Source organism: Lactobacillus kitasatonis DSM 16761 = JCM 1039 (assembly GCF_000615285.1).
GTDB lineage: Bacteria > Bacillota > Bacilli > Lactobacillales > Lactobacillaceae > Lactobacillus > Lactobacillus kitasatonis.
On sequence record NZ_BALU01000012.1, the window covers coordinates 40,949 to 63,015 of the forward strand.

19 protein-coding genes, 2 tRNA genes and 2 pseudogenes are annotated in these 22,067 nt (G+C 40.6%); 20 read left to right on the plus strand and 3 right to left on the minus strand.

Annotated features, from left to right (window positions below):
- Nucleotides 1-310: 310 nt before the first annotated feature.
- The 3 genes from JCM1039_RS08150 (at nucleotide 311) to JCM1039_RS08160 (ending at nucleotide 4,619) form a co-directional block, all read left to right on the plus strand.
- Nucleotides 311-1,483 carry an aminotransferase class I/II-fold pyridoxal phosphate-dependent enzyme gene (locus JCM1039_RS08150; RefSeq protein ID WP_025015374.1) on the plus strand — a complete coding sequence of 391 codons (1,173 nt, stop codon included), beginning with the start codon at nucleotides 311-313 and terminating at the stop codon, nucleotides 1,481-1,483.
- A 73-nt stretch (nucleotides 1,484-1,556) separates the two neighbouring features.
- Nucleotides 1,557-2,597 carry a PTS sugar transporter subunit IIC gene (locus JCM1039_RS08155; RefSeq protein ID WP_025015375.1) on the plus strand — a complete coding sequence of 347 codons (1,041 nt, stop codon included), beginning with the start codon at nucleotides 1,557-1,559 and terminating at the stop codon, nucleotides 2,595-2,597.
- Between the two features lie 300 nt (nucleotides 2,598-2,897).
- Nucleotides 2,898-4,619 (plus strand): SLAP domain-containing protein, encoded by a 1,722-nt coding sequence (locus JCM1039_RS08160; RefSeq protein WP_025015376.1) that lies wholly within the window; start codon nucleotides 2,898-2,900, stop codon nucleotides 4,617-4,619.
- A 166-nt stretch (nucleotides 4,620-4,785) separates the two neighbouring features.
- Here the strand turns inward: JCM1039_RS08160 and JCM1039_RS11310 are convergent, their stop codons facing one another.
- Both JCM1039_RS11310 and JCM1039_RS08170 read right to left on the minus strand, forming a co-directional pair.
- On the minus strand, nucleotides 4,786-5,028 hold the full coding sequence (locus tag JCM1039_RS11310) for a hypothetical protein (protein ID WP_244438047.1): 243 nt from the start codon (nucleotides 5,026-5,028) through the stop codon (nucleotides 4,786-4,788).
- A gap of 76 nt (nucleotides 5,029-5,104) precedes the next feature.
- Complete coding sequence (locus tag JCM1039_RS08170) at nucleotides 5,105-6,424, minus strand: Y-family DNA polymerase (RefSeq protein WP_025015377.1); 1,320 nt, start codon at nucleotides 6,422-6,424, stop codon at nucleotides 5,105-5,107.
- 366 nt (nucleotides 6,425-6,790) lie between these two features.
- Here JCM1039_RS08170 and JCM1039_RS08175 point away from each other — a divergent pair, with 366 nt between their 5' ends.
- The 8 genes from JCM1039_RS08175 (at nucleotide 6,791) to arsC (ending at nucleotide 10,548) form a co-directional block, all read left to right on the plus strand.
- Entirely contained in the window at nucleotides 6,791-7,189 is a 399-nt protein-coding gene (locus JCM1039_RS08175; RefSeq protein ID WP_013437337.1) for an iron-sulfur cluster biosynthesis family protein, read from the plus strand.
- A 140-nt stretch (nucleotides 7,190-7,329) separates the two neighbouring features.
- Entirely contained in the window at nucleotides 7,330-7,527 is a 198-nt protein-coding gene (locus JCM1039_RS12715) for a GNAT family protein (RefSeq protein ID WP_236692580.1), read from the plus strand.
- An 11-nt stretch (nucleotides 7,528-7,538) separates the two neighbouring features.
- Nucleotides 7,539-7,775: a GNAT family N-acetyltransferase gene (locus JCM1039_RS12720; RefSeq protein WP_236692581.1), complete on the plus strand. Its 237-nt coding sequence runs from the start codon at nucleotides 7,539-7,541 to the stop codon at nucleotides 7,773-7,775.
- Nucleotides 7,776-7,840: 65 nt separating this feature from the next.
- Nucleotides 7,841-7,922 (plus strand) — tRNA-Tyr (locus JCM1039_RS08185).
- A gap of 34 nt (nucleotides 7,923-7,956) precedes the next feature.
- Nucleotides 7,957-8,028: transfer RNA gene (locus JCM1039_RS08190), tRNA-Gln, on the plus strand.
- A gap of 205 nt (nucleotides 8,029-8,233) precedes the next feature.
- The gene (locus JCM1039_RS08195) at nucleotides 8,234-9,349 is read left to right on the plus strand and encodes a hypothetical protein (protein ID WP_025015378.1); all 1,116 of its coding nucleotides are present in this window, start codon (nucleotides 8,234-8,236) and stop codon (nucleotides 9,347-9,349) included.
- A gap of 89 nt (nucleotides 9,350-9,438) precedes the next feature.
- Nucleotides 9,439-10,140 (plus strand): GntR family transcriptional regulator, encoded by a 702-nt coding sequence (locus JCM1039_RS08200; protein ID WP_025015379.1) that lies wholly within the window; start codon nucleotides 9,439-9,441, stop codon nucleotides 10,138-10,140.
- Nucleotides 10,141-10,146: 6 nt separating this feature from the next.
- Entirely contained in the window at nucleotides 10,147-10,548 is a 402-nt protein-coding gene (arsC, locus tag JCM1039_RS08205) for an arsenate reductase (thioredoxin) (protein ID WP_025015380.1), read from the plus strand.
- 55 nt (nucleotides 10,549-10,603) lie between these two features.
- Here the strand turns inward: arsC and tagD are convergent, their stop codons facing one another.
- Nucleotides 10,604-10,990, minus strand: coding sequence for a glycerol-3-phosphate cytidylyltransferase (gene tagD, locus JCM1039_RS08210; protein ID WP_013437345.1), 387 nt, complete (start codon nucleotides 10,988-10,990; stop codon nucleotides 10,604-10,606).
- Between the two features lie 128 nt (nucleotides 10,991-11,118).
- Between tagD and JCM1039_RS08215 the strand changes: the two genes are divergently transcribed.
- From JCM1039_RS08215 to JCM1039_RS08255, 9 genes and pseudogenes are all read left to right on the plus strand, one after another.
- Nucleotides 11,119-11,847: a WecB/TagA/CpsF family glycosyltransferase gene (locus tag JCM1039_RS08215; protein WP_025015381.1), complete on the plus strand. Its 729-nt coding sequence runs from the start codon at nucleotides 11,119-11,121 to the stop codon at nucleotides 11,845-11,847.
- Nucleotides 11,848-11,854: 7 nt separating this feature from the next.
- Entirely contained in the window at nucleotides 11,855-12,943 is a 1,089-nt protein-coding gene (locus JCM1039_RS08220) for a glycosyltransferase family 4 protein (protein ID WP_025015382.1), read from the plus strand.
- 87 nt (nucleotides 12,944-13,030) lie between these two features.
- A pseudogene (locus JCM1039_RS11320) lies at nucleotides 13,031-14,508 on the plus strand (nicotinate phosphoribosyltransferase).
- On the plus strand, nucleotides 14,505-15,335 hold the full coding sequence (gene nadE / locus JCM1039_RS08230) for an NAD(+) synthase (RefSeq protein WP_025015383.1): 831 nt from the start codon (nucleotides 14,505-14,507) through the stop codon (nucleotides 15,333-15,335). The pseudogene JCM1039_RS11320 and the gene nadE overlap by 4 nt, the downstream one beginning before the upstream one ends.
- A gap of 193 nt (nucleotides 15,336-15,528) precedes the next feature.
- Nucleotides 15,529-18,197, plus strand: a pseudogene (locus tag JCM1039_RS11325) (calcium-translocating P-type ATPase, PMCA-type).
- 91 nt (nucleotides 18,198-18,288) lie between these two features.
- Entirely contained in the window at nucleotides 18,289-19,440 is a 1,152-nt protein-coding gene (locus JCM1039_RS08240) for a CDP-glycerol--glycerophosphate glycerophosphotransferase (RefSeq protein WP_025015384.1), read from the plus strand.
- Between the two features lie 3 nt (nucleotides 19,441-19,443).
- A complete protein-coding gene (locus JCM1039_RS08245) occupies nucleotides 19,444-20,874 on the plus strand; it encodes an oligosaccharide flippase family protein (RefSeq protein ID WP_025015385.1) in 1,431 nt (476 codons plus the stop codon).
- Nucleotides 20,875-20,876: 2 nt separating this feature from the next.
- Complete coding sequence (locus JCM1039_RS08250; RefSeq protein WP_025015386.1) at nucleotides 20,877-21,575, plus strand: glycosyltransferase family 32 protein; 699 nt, start codon at nucleotides 20,877-20,879, stop codon at nucleotides 21,573-21,575.
- Nucleotides 21,572-22,027 carry a SprT family protein gene (locus JCM1039_RS08255; RefSeq protein ID WP_025015387.1) on the plus strand — a complete coding sequence of 152 codons (456 nt, stop codon included), beginning with the start codon at nucleotides 21,572-21,574 and terminating at the stop codon, nucleotides 22,025-22,027. Before JCM1039_RS08250 ends, JCM1039_RS08255 begins: the two co-directional genes overlap by 4 nt.
- Nucleotides 22,028-22,067 lie beyond the last annotated feature (40 nt).

The window sequence follows — 22,067 nt, forward strand, 5'->3', positions numbered from 1 at the left end:
TATCAAATCATATCCGGTGGCTTTTACTATCTTAATAGCTGATATAGCTTTGACAGTGGCTTTACCGATTTTGTCATATTTTCAACATTTTAGAATATTAACGATTGTTTTGGAATAGTTTTAATTATTCTTTTGCTGATTAAGCATCAGGCAATGTATCCGACTGTTACGGTTATTTATAATATTTATGCTTTGTTAATTATTGGATTTAATGTGCACTTTAGATATCAAAATTAATATTTTCTTTGACAAAGATTAAAAAGACTCCTATATTTGAATTAATTTAGTTCAGATATAAGGAGGAAAAATCATGGTCGACTTAACAAAACATATGAAAAAAGGCTTGGCTGAACAAAAGCCAGGGCAGATTTTGGCCTTTGCAGCTTACACCAACAAGATTTCGGACATCGTCAAATTCACGATTGGTGAGCCTGACTTTAACACGCCAGAGCATATTAAAAAAGCGGCTGAAGCCAGCATTGCTAATAACCATTCACACTATGCGCCATCTAACGGGACTCCAGGTTTGCGTAAGGCAGCAGCCGACTTTTTAGCTGAAAAATATGGGCAAAAGTATGATCCAAGCGAAATTCTGATCACCAATGGGGTAACGGAATCAATCTACGACTTTTTGACCGCGGTGCTTAATCCGGGCGACGCTGTTTTGGTGCCGACACCGATTTTTCCGCTTTATATCGGGAATGCACTATCAATGGGCGCAACGGTTGAACAAATCGACACGTCTGATGATGGCTTCAAGTTAACGCCGGCTAAGTTGCAAGCAGCTTTGGATAAATATGGCGATCGAGTTAAGGTATTGGTGATGAACTATCCGACTAACCCAACAGGCGTTATGTACTCGCAGGCTGAGCTCGATGCGCTAGCTGATGTGGTGCGCGACAAACCAATCTTTGTTCTTGCCGATGAAATTTACAGCGAATTGAATTATGACCAGCCACATGCTTCGATGGAAAAGACTTTGCATGATCAGGTCGTGCTCATGAATGGCGTGTCCAAAGCATGGGCGATGACGGGTTACCGGATCGGTGTGGTTGCTGCACCTAAGCCGATTTTGGATCAACTTGCCAAAGTTCACCAGGCGATTACCACGACGGAGCCAACGCCGATGCAAGATGCGGCTGAAGAAGCCTTTACTAACGGCAAGGACGATGCTTTGCCAATGAAGAAAGAATTCCAGAAGCGCCGCGACGTGTTGTATGATGGCTTGACCAAGTTGGGCTTTGAATGCGTTAAGCCGAAGGGTGCCTTCTACATTTTTGCGAAGATTCCGGCTGGACTTGAACAGGATGATACTAAGTTCATTTATGATTTGGCTGAAAAAGGACGCGTGGCTGTGGTGGCTGGTTCGTTCTTTGCCAAGGGCGGCGAAGGCTACATTCGTTTGTCTTACGCAACTTCGATGGACAATATCAAGGAAGGTTTGAAGCGGCTGGAGAAGTACGTTAAGGAAAATATGGATTAATTAAATATAGCTATGAAGAAAGTTTCAGAAAATGTTCTGGGGCTTTTTATTTTTGAATGAAATAAGGAGAAATATGCGAAGAGATTTTAAGGAAAAACTTTTGAACATATTAAACGGCGTTAGTTCCGGCGTTGTGATCGCGCTGGTGCCGGGTGCGCTGATTAATGAGCTGATGAAAGAGATGTCCAGCTTCTGGCCAGGTGCGCAAGAAATATTGATGATGACGACATTGATGCAAAACTTGCTGGCTGTGTTTGCCTGTCTGTGTGTGTCATACCTGCTCAAGTTCAACTTGATTCAGTCGGGTTCGGTTGCGGCAGCTGCGATGATTGCCAGTGGTGCGTTTGAAATGAAAAACGGCCACATTATGTTGAGCGGATCGGGGGATGTCATCAACATTGCGCTCACGATCTTTATTGCAGCAACGCTAGTGAAGTACTTAACGCCAAAATTGGGCAGCTACACGGTGCTCTTCTTGCCATTGTCAGTGGCTGTGTTTGCTGGAGGGCTTGGCCAATTTGCACTGCCTTACACCAAGATGATCACAGGCATGATCGGTAGCGTCGTTTCTGTTTTGACTGACTTCCGACCACTTGTGATGGGTATGTTTATGGGTGCGATCTTTGCGGCATTGATCGTTTCTCCGATTTCCTCTGTGGGGATTGCGATGGCGATCGGAATCGAAGGTATTGCGTCAGGTAGTGCCAACTTGGGAATCACTGCCGGCGCGTTTACTTTGGCTATTATTAGTAGTAGAGTGAACGTCTTCGGGACAACGATTGCGCACTTCTTGGGTACGCCTAAGATTCAGATGGCTAATATTTTGAGAAATCCTAAGTTGTTCATGCCAGTGGTTGTGTCCGCTGGGATTGCCGGCTTGGTTGGTGCGATCTTCAACATCACAGGTACGGCTAACTCTGCTGGTTTAGGTTCAGCAGAATTGATTGGTTCGCTTGCGGCTTACCAAAATATGGCGAGTGGTCCAATTACGATTGTGTTCTTGGTAGTGATTTTTGCGGGGATGCCACTGCTGCTTGGCTACCTCATGCGTTACATTTTTATTCAAAAGTTGGCTTTCGTTAAGGAAGAAGATCTTTTAGTTAAAAATGAATAAAAATAACTCATTGGTGGGTTAAAAGTCAATAGTTTGAGACGGAATTCACAAAACTGTAAATTTATGAATTAAAATTGTAATAGTGTGGTAATTACAGTTTAACGTTTTAGTTGTAGCATATCTGTAGCGGTCCGAGGGGAGGGTAGCCCTGAGAATCGCGTACCTGATCTAAGCGTTGTTTTTATACAATAATAGGAAAAATGGTATAATAGATTCACAAGCGAGTAAGAGATAAAGATAACGAGAATATCTCTTATCGATCGCTTGCGTAGTGAATTTTTCTGAAAAGGAGACCACATAATGAAGAAGAATTTAAGATTAGTTAGTGTTGCAGCTGCCGCATTGTTGGCAGTCGCTCCGGTTGCAACTTCTGTTGTTCCAACTGTTGGTGCTAATGTTGTTCAAGCAGCCGCTGGTGATAAATCATCAGATCCTATCTCACTCAGCACTGAAGATGTTTATGTAAACAATACTTTAAAGCCAACAGATGTAAATCCTGCATGGGTAGAAAGTAACCTTAAATTAAATGAAGGTAGAGTAAGTGGTGCTAGTGATGTTACAATCCAAGATAAGCCATCTACTTTAGAAGGCGGCAAGAGTTACACAGTAACTGCAAATGTTGCTTTAGCTGGATTAACTGGTTATAAATACTATAAGATGGGTGATAAAACATTCCAAGCTGGTCCTAACGGTACTGCCGGTAGTGTAAATGTCTCATTCAAATTAACTGTATTTGATCAAAATGCTGCAGGTAATCCATACTTTACTGACAAAAACAATAACCCAATTAGTATCGTTCCTAGCGCAAATGGTATCGCTGTAAACCCTAAGGATCCTAAGAATCCTACATTAAGCGATATTTTAAAAGCAGCTGAAGGTGCAGTCAACTTCTATCCTGACTCAAATGGTGGTTCTGGTTCAATTATTACCACTACTTCCGATATTGCAACTCAATTAAAGGCACAAAATATCACGGTAAAAGGTGATAATGTAACTCTTCCATCAGGAAGCTTTAACGTTACTTTGACTGGTAGAAATAATACTAATGGTAAGACCACTACTGTAACTGTTCCAATGAAAGGTACTGGTGCATCAACTTCTACTGCCGGTGCACCTGTAATTAAGGTTAACAGTGCTAACACTACTAATGGTCAATACTACCAAGTAGCTCAAGGTGCTGCTTTTGATCCATTGAATTTCGTTGACAGTAACGGTGTTCGTCACCAATTTACTGCACAACAAAGCAGTAACAACCCAACTGTTGCAACTGTAACTGCAACTTCTAACCCAGTAAGTACTTCAGAATCAGGTCGTTTCTACACTGTAACTTTGACTGCAACTGGTATGAATGGTAAGACCTCAACTCTTAGTTACTACGTAGTTATTGTAGGTAATGGTTCACAAACCATTAAGGCAGATACTCCTGCATACCACATTTACGGTAATAACGTAGAAAAGGCTTCAACCTCATTTAAGGCTGGTCAAACTGTTTACGTTGGTAACGAAACTCGTGAAATCAACAAGGTTTCATACTCAAAGGTTTCAACTACCTCAAAGGCTGATGCTAACTCAGGTAACCTTTGGATTCCAACCTCAGCTTTGACTACTAACTCACCATCAACTGGTACTGACACTAACACTGAAACTCACCCAGTAATGGTTGACTCACGTGCTTACGACAAGAACGGTAACTACTTAGGCCACATGTACTACGCATATGACAACATTGAAATCGTTCCAACTGTTGTAACTATTAACGGCAAGACTTACTACAAGGTTGCTAACAAGGACGAATACGTTCGTGTAACCAACATTACTGGTAACAAGCGTACTTTACGTCACAACGCTTACATTTACTGGTCATCATACCGTCGTACCCCAGGTACTGGTAAGATGTACAAAGGCCAAACTGTAACTACTTACGGTCCACAAATGAGATTTAAGAACGGTAAGAAGTACTACAGAATTGAAGGCTGCAGAAACAACAACAAGCGTTACATCAAGGCTGTAAACTTCTATTAAAAAGAAGTCCGGTTTGATATAAAAACTGAATAAAATTTTAATAACAATAGAAACCACGCTCCAATCAGCGTGGTTTTTTGTAAAACAAAAAAGGCATTACTCTAATTCCAATAGAAGAGTAATGGCTTTTTTTATTCAATAAATTCAATATGATTAATATCCTCAATCAGAACCAGATTCCGCGAAATGATCGCCGTATCTTCCGATAGCCCTCGACAAAGCCAACAATATCAGCCTGCAAGTTGTTATCAACAGAAAGTTCCTTCAACTGCACCGACACTTTTCTATGTTCACCAAAAGACCGCATCAGCATAGCCCTGATATCTGTTTGACTCATCGTCTTCTTTTTGACGTAGACCGTATCTCTTCTGCGCTGCTCCTGATTAATCTTTGCTGTGTGGTCACTCAAGTAGAACCCAGCCCATTTTTTCATCCCTCGATCCTGATAGGTCCTAAAGAATTCCTCAACTCTTTTATCAAACTCGCTACTCATAAGCGTTGCCTCCATTGTGGCCGCCTACGAGTTTGCTACGTCTGATCGCTGTCGCCCCTGGCAGCAGGCTAGAGGCCTTCACCACACTAGAGAAGCCGTATTTTTTGCGCAAATCATCGACTGTCTTATCCAAGGCCTTCCGCTTTATCTGCAGATCAGGTTTAACAAATAAGTCGAATTGCTGACTGGTGTCCGGCGACAAGTCACCATAATCGACGCCGATATTGCGCACGCCTTCGCCTTGCCATTTGCTTCTAAATAGAGCAATCAGCTGCGTAGTTAAATCATGATTATCATTGGTCGGGGTGATTTTCTTTTGCACGTTAAAGCCACCACGCGGATGGTCCGGATCAATCGAATCAAAAGAGTAGCCAATGAACAGGCCGATCTTACCAGTTTGTAGGTCATGCGCCCTGATTCTCGCTGCTACTTGTTCACCAATCTCACGAATGACGATCTCAATTTGTCTTTGATCATAGTAGTCGCGATTCAATACCTGCGAATTGCTATAGCTTTTAGCTTTAGGGATGTATTTATTCCTGATGACACTGCGGTCGACGCCCCAGCTCATTGCATAGAGCTGTTCGCCAATCACACCGAATTCTCTTTTCATGATTTCTGGATTAGAGTGGGCGAGGTCGTACATGTTGTTGATGCCTAGACGGCGCAAGTGGTTGGCCGTTCTAGTGTTGATGCCCCAGACGTCTTCGAGCTTAGGGATGCGCCAGATCGTATCAGGGACGTCGATATAATGCCAGAAGTCGATCATTGATTCGCGATGCTTAGCCGAAATATCCATAGCAAGTTTGGCTAGCAAGGGATTTTCACCAATGCCGCAGGTCGTGTACAGGCCCAGCGTATCGTGGATGTCTTTTTGAATTTTCCTTGCGACATAATAGGGGTCATCGCCGAAGAGCTTCCACGAATCGGTCATGTCGATCATCCCTTCATCGATGGAGTACATGTGAATGTCCTCGTCCGCCGCATATTTATGGAAAATATCTAGCACCTGCATGCTACGCTTGATGTAAAGATTCATATGTGGGTCCACCAGCATTAAGTCGGGTGCGTCTTTTTTAGATGGCAAATTCCTTGCGCGCATAACGTTGTGCAAGCCGTATTTTTTCTTAGCTAAAGGAGATGCAGCCATAATTAGCCCAGAACCCCAGCTGGAATCGGGCTGACGAGAGATTACGGCCAGCACCGACTTCATTGGATTCAAGCCCAATCTGATTGATTCGCAACTTGCAAAGAAGCTCTTGTTATCGATCATGAAGATTAGCCGATGCGGTTCATATCTATAGTCATACATGTGCATCCCCACCTTACTATGTTAAACGAATATACGTTCACTTGCTTGATAATGTTATTATACGAAAATATGTTTGCATTATCAATATTTAGTTGAGATTTTAGGGGGTATACAAAATTCTAAGTCGTTTTATAAGCTAAGATTTATGAAAGGTGTTATATTAAAAGTGTATTGTAGGTCTTCTTCATAATTACAATACACTTTTAAATACACATTATGTTTTGGAAAAAAGTCACTACCCACGGTCTCCTAAAGAGTAATGACTTTTTCTTTTACAATAATTTGGTATTTCTTGATGTAGATCTATTTCTTTGGTAATAATTTTCGCTATAATTTAATTAACAAAGCGAAAAGGAGAGTGGACTTATGTTGAAAATTACATTTACTGATAAAGCACTTGATTACTTAAAGAGAAGAGAAATCGCAGACAAGACTTTGATTTTGATCACCGATGATGGTGGTGGCAAGTATTCTATCAAGGGTGGCGGCTGCAGCATTGGTTCCCACTTTTCAATTATCTGGGTTGATCAAGTTGATCCCGATTATCCTGTAGAGCTTGAGAACGATCAAGGCTTGAAGATTTACACTTCAAAATACGATATGACAATGATGGGGCCAAACATGGTGATGGACTATGATGCCGGTAGTTTGAATCTTCGTTCTGATGAAGGAATTCTTGACGGCGGTGTAGAAATCGGTAATGGTGCTGCATTAATCAAGGCTAACAAGAACGTTAAGATGGGCGCTGTTGAGTGGCGTTGTTAATTATCATAAATTTTGATATATTAAAAGCGAAGGACAATTTGCCATAATTGCATTTTGATTCAATGCAAAGGCACAGAAGTCATTACTCTAGAAACCACAATAAGAGTAATGGCTTTTGTTTTTCAAACGAGTAAATATAAATGATTTTACGTGAATATAAATCTGCTGACTGTGCACAACTAGCCCAATTGTTTTATGAAACTGTACATACTATCAACATTTTAGATTACTCTCCAGATCAAGTGGATGCGTGGGCACATAAAGAGATTGATTTACCAAAATTGGATGCATCTTTTAGAGCGCACAAGACGATTGTTGCAATTGATAAAAAATTGTAGGTTTTGGTGATATTGATAAATCAGGATATTTAGATAGACTTTTTGTTCATAAAGATTATCAAGGACAAGGTATTGCAAGTGCTATTTGTGATGAACTGGAAAGTAGTATAAAAGATGGTAAAATTGTGACACATGCATCTATTACTGCTAGACCATTTTTTAAGGCTAGGGGATACATTGTAGTTAGGAAACAAAAAGGTGTAAGGGATGGAATAGAATTGATCAATTTCGTAATGGAGAAAAAATGAAAACTTTTTTCAATTTTCCCTTGCATTTTTCCTAGATATTCGTTATTATAATTAAGTCAGCTAACGGAGGAGTAGCGAAGTGGCTAAACGCGGCGGTCTGTAAAACCGCTCTCTCTGAGTTCGGCGGTTCGAATCCACCCTCCTCCATTGTTGAGCAACAAGTAAAAAGCTCAGCTGGTATTGGGTTATAGCCAAGTGGTAAGGCAATGGTTTTTGGTACCATCATGCGCTGGTTCGAATCCAGCTAACCCAATAGTTCTAAAAGAACACCCAACCCTAATCAAAGAAACGTCTTATGACGTTTCTCTTTTTACCTAAAATTAAATATCATCAATATTTGCGTAGATAGAACTTGATCATTTCGATCAGGTTCTATTTTTAATAGGCAAAAATTAACCATTATTAGTGGAAAACAAGTACAATATAAGAGCTGTCTTTTTTAGTAAGGGGAAATTTGAATGGCTAGAATAATCAGAGTTGGAGGCTCAAGTAGCGAAACCAGTTGGCACAAGGCATTAAAAGATTTGCGTGCTGATGACGTTTTAATGCTGGGGCCTGGCTTTTACTATTTGCCACAAGGCTTAACACTAACAGATATCACAATTAAAGGGACGGGTTCTATCCCAGAAGACACGACTATCGAAGGCTACATCAGCGTTTCAGAAGATAGTCGTTATGTTACTTTAGAAAATTTATGTATTAATACCACTACCGACAACAATAGCCTTTTTGTTCCGGCAGAAGCCGACGGTTATTTGACTTTGCGTAATTGCTTTGTCAAGGGTAACGGCACCGACACTGCTGCTATTGCCGTTAACGGAAAAATCACTGTTGAACTTTATTCAACCAAGGTCATCAATGGCTCAGTTTCTATGTACGCCAATGCCAGTTTCCGTTTGGAAATGAATGATTCGTTGATCGACTACAAGTCTGATAAATACTGTGCTTTGGCCATAGAAGGGCAGGGTACTGCAATTATTAATAACTCCAACATTCACGGCAGTATCAATACTTTTGCCAAAACTAATGCGGAACTTGATATCAACAATTCCGAAGCCGATTATATTTTACTGCACGGTCAAACTTGGATGAACATGCTTAACAGTACGGTGCGCGCTAAGGACGATTCTTGTTTATACCTCAGTGATGACTGCTGGAGCAATATCATGAACAGTAAGTTTAATGGTGGTGTTTACATCGATAAAAAGACGCGGACAATTATTCAAAACTGTACTATTAACCGGATGGTTGTTATCAATGAAGCTAAAGTCACAATGAGCAATTCTATGGTAACTGCTCACAGTGATTTTCAAGATGAAGCAACTTGTGAAGCTACGCGCGTCAGCTTCATGGGGAACATGAATTACGAATACTTTTTGGCATTAAGTGGCAACGCTCACTTGCGTGGACATGATTTGCTTTTGCATCCCAATGGCGCTGATTTGGCTATTCAAGACGAAGCAAAATTGCACACCAACGTCATCGCTGACAAGGATGAAAAGTTAAGCGTGGAATGCAACAAACGCCCCAATGTTTATATTTTAGGTATCCAATGGACCGCTAAGAAAAAATAGCATGGTAAAATTAATCTACCGTATTAAATGCAATCTAGACCAATTTGCTTTATAATAACAGGTAGTATTTAGACTTTGGAGGCGACATTATGGAAGAACCTATGTATATCAAGATCCATAATCAGATCAAGCGCGATATTGAAAATCATGTGTACAAAGTGGGAGACAGAATTCCGGCTGAACGTCAATTATCAGTGAAGTTTGGCGTTTCAAGAATGACTTTGCGTCAAGCTATTAAGACGCTAGAAGAAGAAGGAATCCTTGAAAGACGCTTGGGCAGCGGTACTTATGTAGCTAGTCAAAAGGTGCAAGAAAAGATGTCAGGGATCATGTCATTTACCGAAATTACTAAGGCAAATGGCCAGGTTCCTTCCAGCAAGTTGATTTCTTACCAAGTGGGCAAGCCTTCTTTATCAGAAAAAGAGCGTCTGTCTCTTAAGAAAGACGAGAAGGTTTTGCGCATGGAAAGAATTCGTTATGCCGACGATACTCCAATTTGTCACGAAGTCGTTACTGTGCCTTACTATTTGGTTAAGGACTTCTCGAAGGAAGATATTTCCAGCCACTTGTATGAAACGCTTGAAAAGCGCGGCGGTTTTGAAGTGGGTCGAGTAACTGAACATATTTCTGCCTCAGTTGCCAATGAACAAGATGCTCGTTTGCTCAAGGCTAAGAAGGGTGAGGCCTTGATTACTAGACGTCAGGTTACTGAACTTGCATCGGGTCAACCATTTGAATATACGCGTGCGCGTTATGTCGCTGAAAGATTTGAATTTACTTTTTCTAAGTAGCAGATAATGAAGAAAATATACTTTTTATGCACTGGTAATTCTTGTAGAAGCCAGATGGCAGAAGGCTATGGCAAGATCCTGTTAAAGGATAAATACGAAGTTAGAAGTGCAGGGATTGAAAAGCATGGCATGAATCCATATGCGGTTAAAGTTATGGCTGAAGATGGCGTAGATATTAGTAAGCAAATGTCTAAGATAATCGATCCAGATTATTTGAAGTCAGCTGATCTTGTGGTTACCTTATGCGGGGATGCACGGGATCGCTGCCCGGCTTTGCCGCCTCAAACGAAAAGTCTTCATTGGCCTTTGATTGATCCGGCGCAAGCACAAGGAACGCCTGAACAAAAGATGGTGGTCTTTCGTCAGGTGCGTGATGAAATTAAGAAACTTGTAGCTGGTTTAGAATAGATAAAATAAAGCTCCAATCTCATTCAAAATTTGAGTGGGATTGGAGCTTTTTTCTTTATTTCAAATCTTCTTTAATCTTGGTAGTTGAAATACCTGGCGTTCTTGGCAAGTAAACGACGTCGCAGTATGGCTTCAAAAAGTCGAATTTACCTTTCCAGTCGTCACCCATCACGAAGGTGTCGATATTGTATTTCTTCACGTCGTCGATCTTCTGATCCCAGTCTTTTTCAGGGATGACCTTATCAACGTAGCGGATAGCTTCCAAGATGTATTTTCTTTCTGGGTAAGTGTTGTAGGCTTCCTTGTGCTTCTTGAATTCGTTGAATTCATCAGTTGAAAGCCCCACGATTAGATAATCGCCTAATTCTTTTGCACGTTTAAGCAGGCGCACATGACCATAATGAAGCAGGTCGAATGTGCCATAAGTAATTACTCTTTTCATATTGTCTCCTTTGATTAAAACAATCTTATCATGTTTAAAGAAAATATGAAACTTGGACTTCATTCACTTACTGTCTGATCAAATGGTAAAATAGAAAATAGATGAGAATACGCGCGAGGTGTACAAAAATGGACAAAGTTAATGTTTTAGGCGTTGATTTTGATAATAAGACTTTTAATCAATTTCAAAATGAATTTATTGAGCGATTGAATAATCACTTATCTACTTTTGTAGTAACGGCCAATCCCGAAATCGTGATGGCAGCTAATGAAAATCCCGAGTTTATGAAAATCTTAAAAAACGACACGGATTACATTACTGCTGATGGGATCGGCATTGTTAAAGCAGCTAAGATGCTTAAGCAGCCTTTGCCTGAGCGAGTAACTGGCTATGATCTTTTTACTTGGCTAATGAGCGTGGCAAATGACCGCGGCAGCCGTGTTTACTTAATCGGTGCTAAGCCTCAAGTAATCCACGCAGTCCAAGCTAAGGTGGCTAAGGAATATCCTAATATCAATCTGGTTGGTGCAGAAGATGGTTACTTCACCGACGATTTAGAGCTCGTAGCCCGCAGAATCGCCAAGACGCAACCAGACATGGTCTTTGCAGCTTTAGGTTTCCCTAAGCAAGAAAAGCTACTCGCAATTTTGCGCAGAAATGAACTTCCTGCTCTAATGATGGGAGTTGGCGGAAGTTTTGACGTCTTTTCCGGTATGGTTAAAAGAGCGCCAGAAGCGTTCCAAAAGACGCACTTAGAATGGTTTTATCGTTTAATTACTAATCCAACTCGTTTCAAGCGAATGCTGGTTTTGCCGCAGTTCGTAGCACGAGTGGAGCAATCGAAGAGAGGAAAATAATCACAGAATGAAGGTTTTGCATGTAAATGCTGGTCTTGAAAATGGAGGCGGCCTATCGCATATTGTAAATTTATTAACTGAGGCCAAACAGGAAGGCAAGGACTTCGAATTATTAACTTTATCAGAAGGTCCTGTTGCGCAGGCAGCACGTGAACACGGGATTGAGACTCATGTTTTGGGCGCAAATAGCCGTTATGATTTAGCCAGTTTGAAGAAATTAACCCGCTTTATCAATGATGGTGACTACGACATCGTGCATACTCACGGAGCTAGGGCCAACCTATTTCTCTCACTGATTCATAAGAAGATTAAGGCAACTTGGTGTATTACGGTGCACTCTGATCCTTATTTGGACTTTGCTGGTCGCGGCCTTTTAGGCAAGATTTTCACCAGTTTGAATATCCGTGCCTTAAGAAAGGCTGACTGCGTTTTTGCGGTGACTGAGCGTTTTGCCAGATTGCTCATTAATAAAGCACAGGTGGATAAAAACAAGGTGCACGTCATCTATAACGGCATTGTTTTCCACAACGACAGCGAAATCCCTGCTAAATATGAACACACATACTTCAATATTATTAACGTTGCACGTACCGAAAAGGTAAAGGGCCAAGAATTATTGCTTAAGGCAGTTAAAAAGCTTAATGACCAACATATTCGTTTGCACATTGCAGGTGACGGTAGTCAGCTTGAACCGCTCAAGGCTTTAACTAGACAATTAAACATGGCCCCACAAGTGACTTTCCATGGTTTTATGACTCATCACCAATTAAGCGGCTTGTACAAGAGAATCGACCTTGCCGTTTTGACCTCATATTCCGAAAGTTTTCCACTTGTGCTTTTAGAGGCAACTGATAATTTAATTCCCATTTTATCCACAGATGTTGGCGATATTCATAAGATGATTCCTGGACCTGAATATGGTTTTATCACTAAAGTCGGCGACATTGATTCCATTGCCAAGCAAATTAATTTGGCAGTAAATAAATCAAATAAAGAATTGCGCCAAATGGCTCATGCCGAAAAGCGCTATGCCGAAGAGCATTTTTCAATTAAAAATCAATTGGATTCAATTTTAGCTGTATATCAGACTTTGTAATGTAAGTCAGAGAATAGTCATACGTTCTTAATGGTTGTATAATAAAAAACGAAAATCATAATTTTTTAATTAACAGAAAGGGAAACAATGTTTTACCCAGAATTAGACAAAGACGATTCTTTGGCTTTACACACTGATTTGTATGAAATTAATATGATGGACACCTACTTCAAAAAGGGCATCGCAGACCGCAACGCTGTTTTTGAAGTCTTCTATCGTAAAGAGCCATTCGGCAATGGTTATGCCGTTTACGCGGGTCTTGAACACGTCATCGATTATTTGAAGAATTTGAAATTCAAAGAAAGCGACCTTCAATATTTGAAAGAACAAGAAGGTTACGATGATGACTTTATCGACTACTTGCGCAATTTAAAGCTCAAGCTCACCATCCGTTCAATGAAGGAAGGGGAATTGGTATTTGCGAACGAACCAATTCTTCAAGTTGAAGGTCCTCTTGCTCAATGTCAATTAGTTGAAACTGCTATTTTGAACATCATCAACTTCCAAACTTTGCTTGCTACCAAGGCTGCAAGAATTAGATTGGCAGTTAAAGATGATAGTTTGATGGAATTCGGTTCACGTCGTGCCCAAGAAACTGACGCAGCTATCTGGGGTGCACGTGCCGCTTACATCGGTGGTTTTGACTCAACCAGTAACGTTCGTGCCGGTAAATTATTCGGTATTCCAATCACCGGTACTCATGCTCACGCTTTAGTTGAAGCATTCGGCAGTGAATACGAAGCTTCAAGGCATACGCTGAAACTCACAAGGATTGTGTCTTCTTGGTAGATACTTACGACACTGTTAGAAGTGGTGTGCCTAACGCAATCAAGGTTGCTAACGAAATGGGCGACAAAATCAATTTCTTAGGTGTTCGTATCGACTCCGGCGACATGGCCTACATTTCTAAGCAAGTTCGTAAGGAATTGGACGATGCCGGTTATCCTAATGCTAAGATTTTTGCCTCAAACGATTTGGACGAAAACACCATCACTAACTTGAAGATGCAAGGTGCCAAGATCGATGTTTGGGGTATCGGTACTAAGTTCATTACCGCTTATGACCAACCAGCCCTTGGTGCAGTTTACAAGTTAGTTGCCATGGAAGACGAAATGCACGCAATGCGTGACACCTTGAAGATTTCTTCAAATGCAATCAAGGTATCTACTCCAAGCAAGAAGCAAGTATGGCGTATCAGTGCCAACACTGCTAAGAAAAATGAAGGTGACTGGGTATCTCGCTATGACGAAGACCCACGTAAGTTTGACGCATTGTTCATGTTCCACCCTCAATATACTTACATCAACAAGGTGGTTACTGATTACACTGCTATTCCGCTTTTACACGACATCTTTAAGGAAGGTAAGCTCGTTTACAAGCAACCTAGCCTTGATGAAATTAAGAAGTTCTGTGCCGAAAACCTTGATGGCTTATGGGATGAATACAAGCGTAGCTTGAACCCACAAGAATATCCAGTAGACTTGTCACAAAACTTGTACGAAAGTAGAATGAATCTTATTCAAGACATTCGTCGTAAGATTAGAGAAAGAAGCATTGGTCGATGAGAGAATTACAAAAAGAAATTATTGCTTATGAACATGTTCAACCTGAAATTGATCCTAAGAAGGAAATCAGACGTTCAATCGATTTCTTAAAGGATTACTTGAAGGCTAACCCATTTCTTAAGTCATACGTTTTAGGTATTTCTGGTGGTCAAGACTCAACTTTGACTGGTAAGTTATGTCAAATGGCAATGGAAGAAATGCGTAAGGAAACTGGCGATGATTCATATCAATTTATCGCTGTTCGTTTGCCATACGGCGTTCAAGCTGACGCAGATGATGCGGCTGATGCTGTTAAGTTCCAACACCCAGATCAAGATTTGATCGTTAATATTAAGGAACCAGTTGACGCAATGGTTAAGGTAGTTGAAGCAACCGGCCAAAAGATTACTGACTTTAACAAGGGTAACATTAAGGCCCGTGAAAGAATGGTCGTTCAATACGCTATTGCTGGTGCTAACAAGGGTGCCGTTGTAGGTACTGACCACGCTGCCGAAAACTTCAGTGGTTTCTACACTAAGTACGGTGATGGTGCTGCCGATTTGACTCCATTGTTCCGTTTGGACAAGCGTCAAGGCAAGATGCTTTTAAAGGAATTGGGCTGTCCAGAACACCTTTACGAAAAGGCACCTACTGCTGACCTTGAAGAAGAAAAGCCAGATTTACCAGATGAAGTTGCACTTGGTGTAACTTATAAGGAAATCGACGATTACCTTGAAGGTAAGGAAGTTTCTGACAAGGCTGCCGACCAAATTGAAAAGTTATGGAACAAGAGTAAACACAAGCGTCATTTGCCAGTAACTGTTTTTGATGACTTTTATAAGAAATAAAATTATTCGCTAAAACTTGTGAAAGTTTAAAAATTTTCTTATAATGAAATTGTCATAAGGGAGTAACGGCAATTTGCTTGCGATAAATACAACAGCCGAAGCGAATTAATACTTCTGGGTTTATCTTAATTTGTGAGACTTATGTGCTACAAGCATATAAGTCTTTTTTTGTTTATATAAAGGAGGAAAATAATTGGCTAAGAAATATTACACCGAGTCAGTACCCGATGTGGAAAAAGAGCTAAAAACATCCCTCGATGCCGGATTAAGCGATAGCGAAGCCAAAGCCAGACTTGAAAAGTATGGCCCCAATGCTTTAGCTGCTAAAAAGAAGGAGAGCATGTTTATGCGCTTCATCGATCAATTCAAGGATTTCATGATCATTGTTTTGATCATCGCTGCCATTTTATCCGGTGTAGTTGCTCAAGAGTGGACCGATGCAGCAATCATCATGATCGTTGTTATCTTGAACGCCATTTTAGGTGTCTTTCAAGAGGCAAGAAGTGAAGCTGCGATTGAAGCCCTAAAGGATATGGCCACGCCGGAAGCGCATGTCCGGCGTAACGACGCAATCATTACGATTCCAAGTACCGAATTGGTACCAGGCGACATCGTTTTGCTTGAAGCCGGTGACGTTGTTCCAGCTGACTTGCGTTTAAGTTTGGCAAGTAGTTTGAAGATTGAAGAATCAGCTTTGACTGGTGAATCTGTTCCAGTTGAAAAGAAGGTTGAGACTTTATCTGGTGATGACATTGCTTTGGGTGACCGTGTGAACATGGCATATTCCAACACTAACGTTACTTACGGACGTGGTGAAGGTATTGTAGTTAGCACGGGTATGCACACCGAAGTTGGTAAGATCGCTACAATGCTTAACAACGCCGATGAAACTGATACTCCTTTGAAGCAGAACTTGAATCAGCTTGGTAAGACTTTAACCATTATGATTCTGGCAATCTGTGTGATTGTCTTTGCCGTTGGTGTGTTAAAAGCAAATCCAGCCGACCGTAATTCTACTTTGATGATTAACATGTTCTTAGTTGCCGTATCACTTGCCGTAGCTGCAATTCCAGAAGGACTTCCAGCTATTGTTACGATTATTTTGGCATTAGGAACCCAAACGATGGCTAAACATAAGGCAATCGTTAGAAAGTTGCCTGCCGTTGAAACTTTGGGTGCTACCGACATTATTTGTTCAGATAAGACTGGTACTTTGACTCAAAACAGAATGACCGTTGAAAAGGTTTTCCATGACGGCGCAGTTCACGACGACAGCGACGAGATTAGCGAAACTAATCCTGCGCTTTTGTCTATGGTTTTAGCTAACGATACTCAAATTGAAAACGGTGGTAACCTTTTGGGTGACCCAACCGAAACTGCTTTGATTCAATTTACCTTTGATCAAAGTATTGATGTAGAAGCTTTGCTTAAAAAGTACAAGCGTGTCCAAGAAGTACCATTTGATTCAGAACGTAAATTGATGAGTACTGTTAACGAAGATGGCGACAAATACTACGTTGCCGTTAAGGGTGCTCCTGATATGCTTTTGAAGCGTATTACCAAGATTGATATTAACGGTGAAGTTAAGCCAATTACTGAGGAAGAAAAGCAAGCCATTCTTGAAACTAACAAGAATATGGCTAAGAAAGCTTTGCGTGTGCTTGGTTTGGCTTATAAGACTGTTAATGAACTTTATGATGATCCGTCCACTGACAACGTCGAACAAGATTTGATCTTTGCTGGCCTTGTCGGCATGATCGATCCAGAACGTGGTGAAGCTAAGGACGCTGTTGCCGAAGCTAAGAGCGCTGGTATCAGAACTGTGATGATTACTGGTGACCACCAAACTACGGCTCAAGCATCGCAGAACGTTTGGGCATTATCGGAAAAGGCCAAGACAAGCGCGTTTTAACCGGTGCTGAACTTGATAAATTAAGTGATGACTACTTCACTAAGCACGTTGGCGACTACAGCGTTTATGCTCGTGTTTCTCCAGAACACAAGGTAAGAATCGTTAAGGCATGGCAAGCTAACAACAAGATCGTTGCCATGACCGGTGACGGTGTTAACGATGCCCCAAGTTTGAAACAAGCCGACATTGGTATCGGTATGGGTATTACTGGTACTGAAGTATCAAAGGGTGCCAGTGATATGGTTTTGGCCGATGATAACTTCGCAACCATTGTTGAAGCTGTTAAGCAAGGACGTAAAGTCTTCAGCAATATTCAAAAAGCTATTTTGTATTTGATGAGTTGTAATGTTGGTGAAGTTTTGACAGTCTTCATGATGACCATGCTTGGCTGGGACATTTTAGCTCCAGTTCAACTTCTTTGGATCAACTTGGTAACTGATACTTTGCCAGCTATCGCCTTAGGTGTTGAACCAGTTGAAGATGGTATTATGAAACGCAAGCCTCGTGGTAAGAATTCTAACTTCTTTAGCGGCGGTGTTGCCAGCTCCATTATTTACCAAGGTATTCTTGAAGGTGCTTTGGTTTTAGGTGCTTACCAAATCGGTCTTCACGTTGGTCCGCACGTAGGTGATCCATCCATGCAACATGGGGATGCTTTGACTATGGCCTTCCTTACTTTAGGACTTATTCAGTTATTCCACGCCATTAACTCTAAGTTCATCCACCAATCAATTTTCAGAAAGCACACATTTGCCAACAAGTGGTTCAACGGTGCGATTATTATCTCAGCCTTGATTATGGCTGCTGTTGAATTGCCATTCATGACTAAGTTATTCGACGTAACTGAACTTGACGGTGATCAATGGCTAGTAATTCTAGTTGCTGGTATCTGCATGATCTTAATTGTGGAAATCGTTAAATTCTTCCAAAGAAAAATGGGAAAAGAATAAAGTTTAGCAAAAATAGAGAAAAAAGCTTGAGTTTGCTCAAGCTTTTTTTATATGCTTAATCTGATAGATTATTTTTTAGGAAGTTGTTTAAATGAAAAGTTTTTTGTTTCGTCTTTATTTAGCCTGGATGAAGTTTCGTGCGCGTTTTACCACGATGGAGGACAACACGATTGTGGTCTTAAACGGTTCAGGCCGTTCTGGTTCAAACGGCTATGCTTTTTACAAATGGCTCTTAATTAATCACCCAGAATTCAACACTACATTGGTTGAGCCATGGCCATCTTCACACCTTAAGTGGGAGATCTGGCAAAAGATAGGGGCAGCGCGGTACGTGATTACGACGCACCAGCCTTTTAAGGTGCGCAAACACCAAATCAACGTGCAATTGTGGCATGGAGTGCCTTTGAAACGCATGGGCATCATGGCTAACAATACCAAGTACCGTGACAATAAACGCAACGAAAAATTGTGGCATAAAACGGCTGATATTGTAGCTTCAAGTTCTGATTTATATGAGACTTTGATGAGTGCCTGCATGGCAATTGAAACTAAGAAATACCACAAGATTGGTTTCCCTAGATTGGACTTGCTTGATTCGCCAGCAATTTCTAAGAAGCAATTGTTAAAAGACTTGTTCAATACTGAAGATGACCAAGCGCAAATCGGCATCTACATGCCAACTTTTAGATATGAACTTGAAGATAAAACCATCATGGACAAAATTAAGGAAGGTAACTTCTTTGCCTTTGAAGATTTTGATGGTGAAAAGTTAAATGAAGAACTTGCAAAGCGTCATCAATATTTAATCGTGAAATTGCATCCCTACGAAATGCGCTTATTTGACAACTTCAAAAGTAGCTACTCCAACATTGCCTTTTTAAACAACGATTACCTGTTTGACAATAATTACGACTTGTACGAACTGCTCGGCGACATCGACTTTTTGATGACCGACTTCTCATCAATTTACTTCGACTACTTACACTTGAACAAGCCAATCGTGTTCGTTACCAACTTCCTTAAGCAATATGAAAAAACGCGTGGCCTTTTGATGGGACCATACAGCGAGATTACGCCAGGGATCAGCGTAAATTCAGAGCAAGAATTGATTGATAATCTTGATCATTTGGACAACCAGCAAATTGCTAACCGTCGTCTCTACTGGCTACATTTGACCAGCCAAGTGAAGGGACCATATTGTGAAAAGGTCTTTAAGTATATGACGCAGGAATATAGAGGGTAGAATATGCGCAAAACGTTTTTAAATATTCTTTATAACGCTATCTATCAGATTTTTATTGTTTTGGTGCCGTTGGTCACGGTGCCATATTTGTCTAGAGTTTTAGGACCAAAGACATATGGTATCTACAGCAGTGTAAACAACACTGTACAGTTTTTAATGATCTTTTGTATCCTGTCTGTTTCTTATGTAGGGATGCGAACGATCTCGCGTACGCGGACATATGGTACGCCAGAAGAATTGACTAGAGCCTTCTGGGGCTTGTGGTACTTCCAAGGTATTGCCGGTTTAATTACGATTGCCATCACAATTTTTGTAACGACGGTCTTTCACATTCAATACTGGTTCTACCTTTTACTCATGGTGCCATATTTGATTTCAGCGCAGGTTGATATTTCCTGGTTCTTCCAAGGGCTCGCCGACTTCGGTCGCGTTGTTTTGAAAAACACGGCGGTAAGACTGGTCAGTGTAGTTTTGATTCTGCTTTGGGTAAAATCACCAGCTGACTTGTGGAAATATTTGCTGATCATGTCCGTTTCAACGATGCTGGGGTCATTCGTCTTTTGGTTTGACATCCACCGTTACGTTGGCAGACCAGTGACTCATTTTTATAAATTCAAAAAAACTGCGATTGCGATCGGAACTTTGATGATCCCTCAGATTGCGACGCAGATTTATACTTCGCTCGATAAACCAATTTTGGGCCTGTTCGCTGGTTCAGCACAAGTATCTTTCTATGACAACTCGCAGCGTATTTCAAACATGATTCTAGGCGTTATCACTAGTATTTCCTTGGTTATCATGCCTAAAATGGCCAGTGAAGGCAAAGAGACGCAAAAAGTGGTTTTGAAAAAGTCGCTAGAAGCTACCATCATGTTAGGTACATTATTTGCCGTGATCATCATGGCCAATACCCAGCAGTTTGTGCCATTCTTCTTTGGTAATAAATATATTCCAATGACGCCACTGATGTTTTGGTTCACCTTAACCATCATCATGATTCCAACCGGTGGTGTTTTTGCCAACCAGTTTGCTTTAGCTAACCAGCGTGACAAGGACTATGCTTTTCCTGTAGTAATTGGTGCGGTCGTTGAAATAGTTTTAAGCTACATCCTTGACCGTCCATACGGTGCTATGGGTGCCATGATCGCAATCTTAATTACGGAAGCCGTAGTTTTAGTATTGCGTTTGTGGGTAGTGCGCGACGGCTATGACTTTGCTTACGTCTTCCATGACGTGCCAAAGTATTTCTTAATCGCTATTATTACGTTAGCTATCGGCATGTTTATGCCTAACTTGATTCATTCAGCCTTCTTCAACATGGCAGTTAAGTCAATCATCATGCTGGTAATTTACCTGGCTTTGATGTTCTTATTAAAGTTGAACTTCAACGAAGATATTATCAAGTTAGTCAAAAATTTCTTTAAACGAGGTTAAAAATGATTCCAAAAACAATTCATTATGTCTGGGTAGGTCATAATCCCAAGTCAAAGGTGATTCAGGAATGTATTGCCACTTGGAAGGAAAAACTACCTGATTATAAATTTATTGAATGGAACGAAGACAATTTCGATATGCACGAAAATAAGTACATTGAACAAGCTTATAAGGCTAAAAAGTGGGCTTTTGTTTCAGATTATATTCGTGCCAAGGCTATTTATGAGCAGGGTGGCATTTATTTAGACACCGATGTACGCGTAATTGATAGTCTGACGCCTCTTATTGATAACAAAGCTTTTATTGGTTTTGAAAATAATAATTATCTGTCAGCCGCAATTTTTGGGGCAGAGAAGGGGCATCCATTTATGCAGGACATTCTTGATTATTATAAAGATCGTAATTTTGAATATGATGTAAATAATCAAATGGCTGGCGTAAATAGTGTTTCAGTTACTGATATGTTAATTGACAAGTATGGCTTAAAGATCGGCAATAAGGAACAAGAATTGAAAGATGGCATCCATGTTTATCCAGATGGTGTTTTATGTAATCCATCATCTAGTTCGCTTTCAATACACTTATTTACTGGAACTTGGATGAATGGTAAGCATTCGTTTAAACATAAAATCGTAACGTTTCTTAAGCGACATATTAATACGCCTAAAGAGGCAGGTTTATATGCGAAATGGATTCGATGAATCAAGAAGAATTACAAAAATTAACAGAAAAAATTTCAAGGGACTATTTTCAGCGTCCCTTTTTGCATATGGTAAAAATTAATCGCCGCATGACGACAACAGGTGGCCGCTATCATTTAGACGACCATCATATTGAAATTAATGCGCATTTTTTAGAAGAAAAAAATCAAAAATATTTAGTTGGCATTATCAAACACGAACTGTGTCACTACCATCTGCATTTAGTGGGGTTAGGCTACCAGCATAAAGATCGTGATTTTAAAATTTTACTTAGACGCGTAGACGGCAGTCGCTACGCACCCGATATTGGGTTAAGACGCAGTAAAAAATATAAATATCTCTATGTCTGTGAAAATTGCGGGCTAAAATATCCACGTATGCGCAGAATAAATACAATTCGCTATAGGTGCGGTAAATGCAAGGGGTGCTTGCGTTTAGCGAGGGTTTTCTAAAGAAAAATATAAATAAAATTAAATTAATTTCAAAATTTAC

Excerpts from the sequence above, each read along its gene's own strand:
- JCM1039_RS08155 (WP_025015375.1), top strand. The coding sequence starts at position 1,557 with ATGCGAAGAGATTTTAAGGAAAAACTTTTGAACATATTAAACGGCGTT.
- tagD (WP_013437345.1), bottom strand. The coding sequence starts at position 10,990 with ATGAAAAGAGTAATTACTTATGGCACATTCGACCTGCTTCATTATGGT.
- JCM1039_RS08220 (WP_025015382.1), top strand. The coding sequence starts at position 11,855 with ATGAAGGTTTTGCATGTAAATGCTGGTCTTGAAAATGGAGGCGGCCTA.
- JCM1039_RS08245 (WP_025015385.1), top strand. The coding sequence starts at position 19,444 with ATGCGCAAAACGTTTTTAAATATTCTTTATAACGCTATCTATCAGATT.
- JCM1039_RS08195 (WP_025015378.1), top strand. The coding sequence starts at position 8,234 with ATGGCTAGAATAATCAGAGTTGGAGGCTCAAGTAGCGAAACCAGTTGG.
- JCM1039_RS08255 (WP_025015387.1), top strand. The coding sequence starts at position 21,572 with ATGAATCAAGAAGAATTACAAAAATTAACAGAAAAAATTTCAAGGGAC.
- JCM1039_RS08200 (WP_025015379.1), top strand. The coding sequence starts at position 9,439 with ATGGAAGAACCTATGTATATCAAGATCCATAATCAGATCAAGCGCGAT.
- JCM1039_RS08170 (WP_025015377.1), bottom strand. The coding sequence starts at position 6,424 with ATGTATGACTATAGATATGAACCGCATCGGCTAATCTTCATGATCGAT.
- arsC (WP_025015380.1), top strand. The coding sequence starts at position 10,147 with ATGAAGAAAATATACTTTTTATGCACTGGTAATTCTTGTAGAAGCCAG.
- JCM1039_RS08160 (WP_025015376.1), top strand. The coding sequence starts at position 2,898 with ATGAAGAAGAATTTAAGATTAGTTAGTGTTGCAGCTGCCGCATTGTTG.
- JCM1039_RS08150 (WP_025015374.1), top strand. The coding sequence starts at position 311 with ATGGTCGACTTAACAAAACATATGAAAAAAGGCTTGGCTGAACAAAAG.
- JCM1039_RS08215 (WP_025015381.1), top strand. The coding sequence starts at position 11,119 with ATGGACAAAGTTAATGTTTTAGGCGTTGATTTTGATAATAAGACTTTT.
- JCM1039_RS08250 (WP_025015386.1), top strand. The coding sequence starts at position 20,877 with ATGATTCCAAAAACAATTCATTATGTCTGGGTAGGTCATAATCCCAAG.
- JCM1039_RS08175 (WP_013437337.1), top strand. The coding sequence starts at position 6,791 with ATGTTGAAAATTACATTTACTGATAAAGCACTTGATTACTTAAAGAGA.
- nadE (WP_025015383.1), top strand. The coding sequence starts at position 14,505 with ATGAGAGAATTACAAAAAGAAATTATTGCTTATGAACATGTTCAACCT.
- JCM1039_RS12715 (WP_236692580.1), top strand. The coding sequence starts at position 7,330 with ATGATTTTACGTGAATATAAATCTGCTGACTGTGCACAACTAGCCCAA.
- JCM1039_RS08240 (WP_025015384.1), top strand. The coding sequence starts at position 18,289 with ATGAAAAGTTTTTTGTTTCGTCTTTATTTAGCCTGGATGAAGTTTCGT.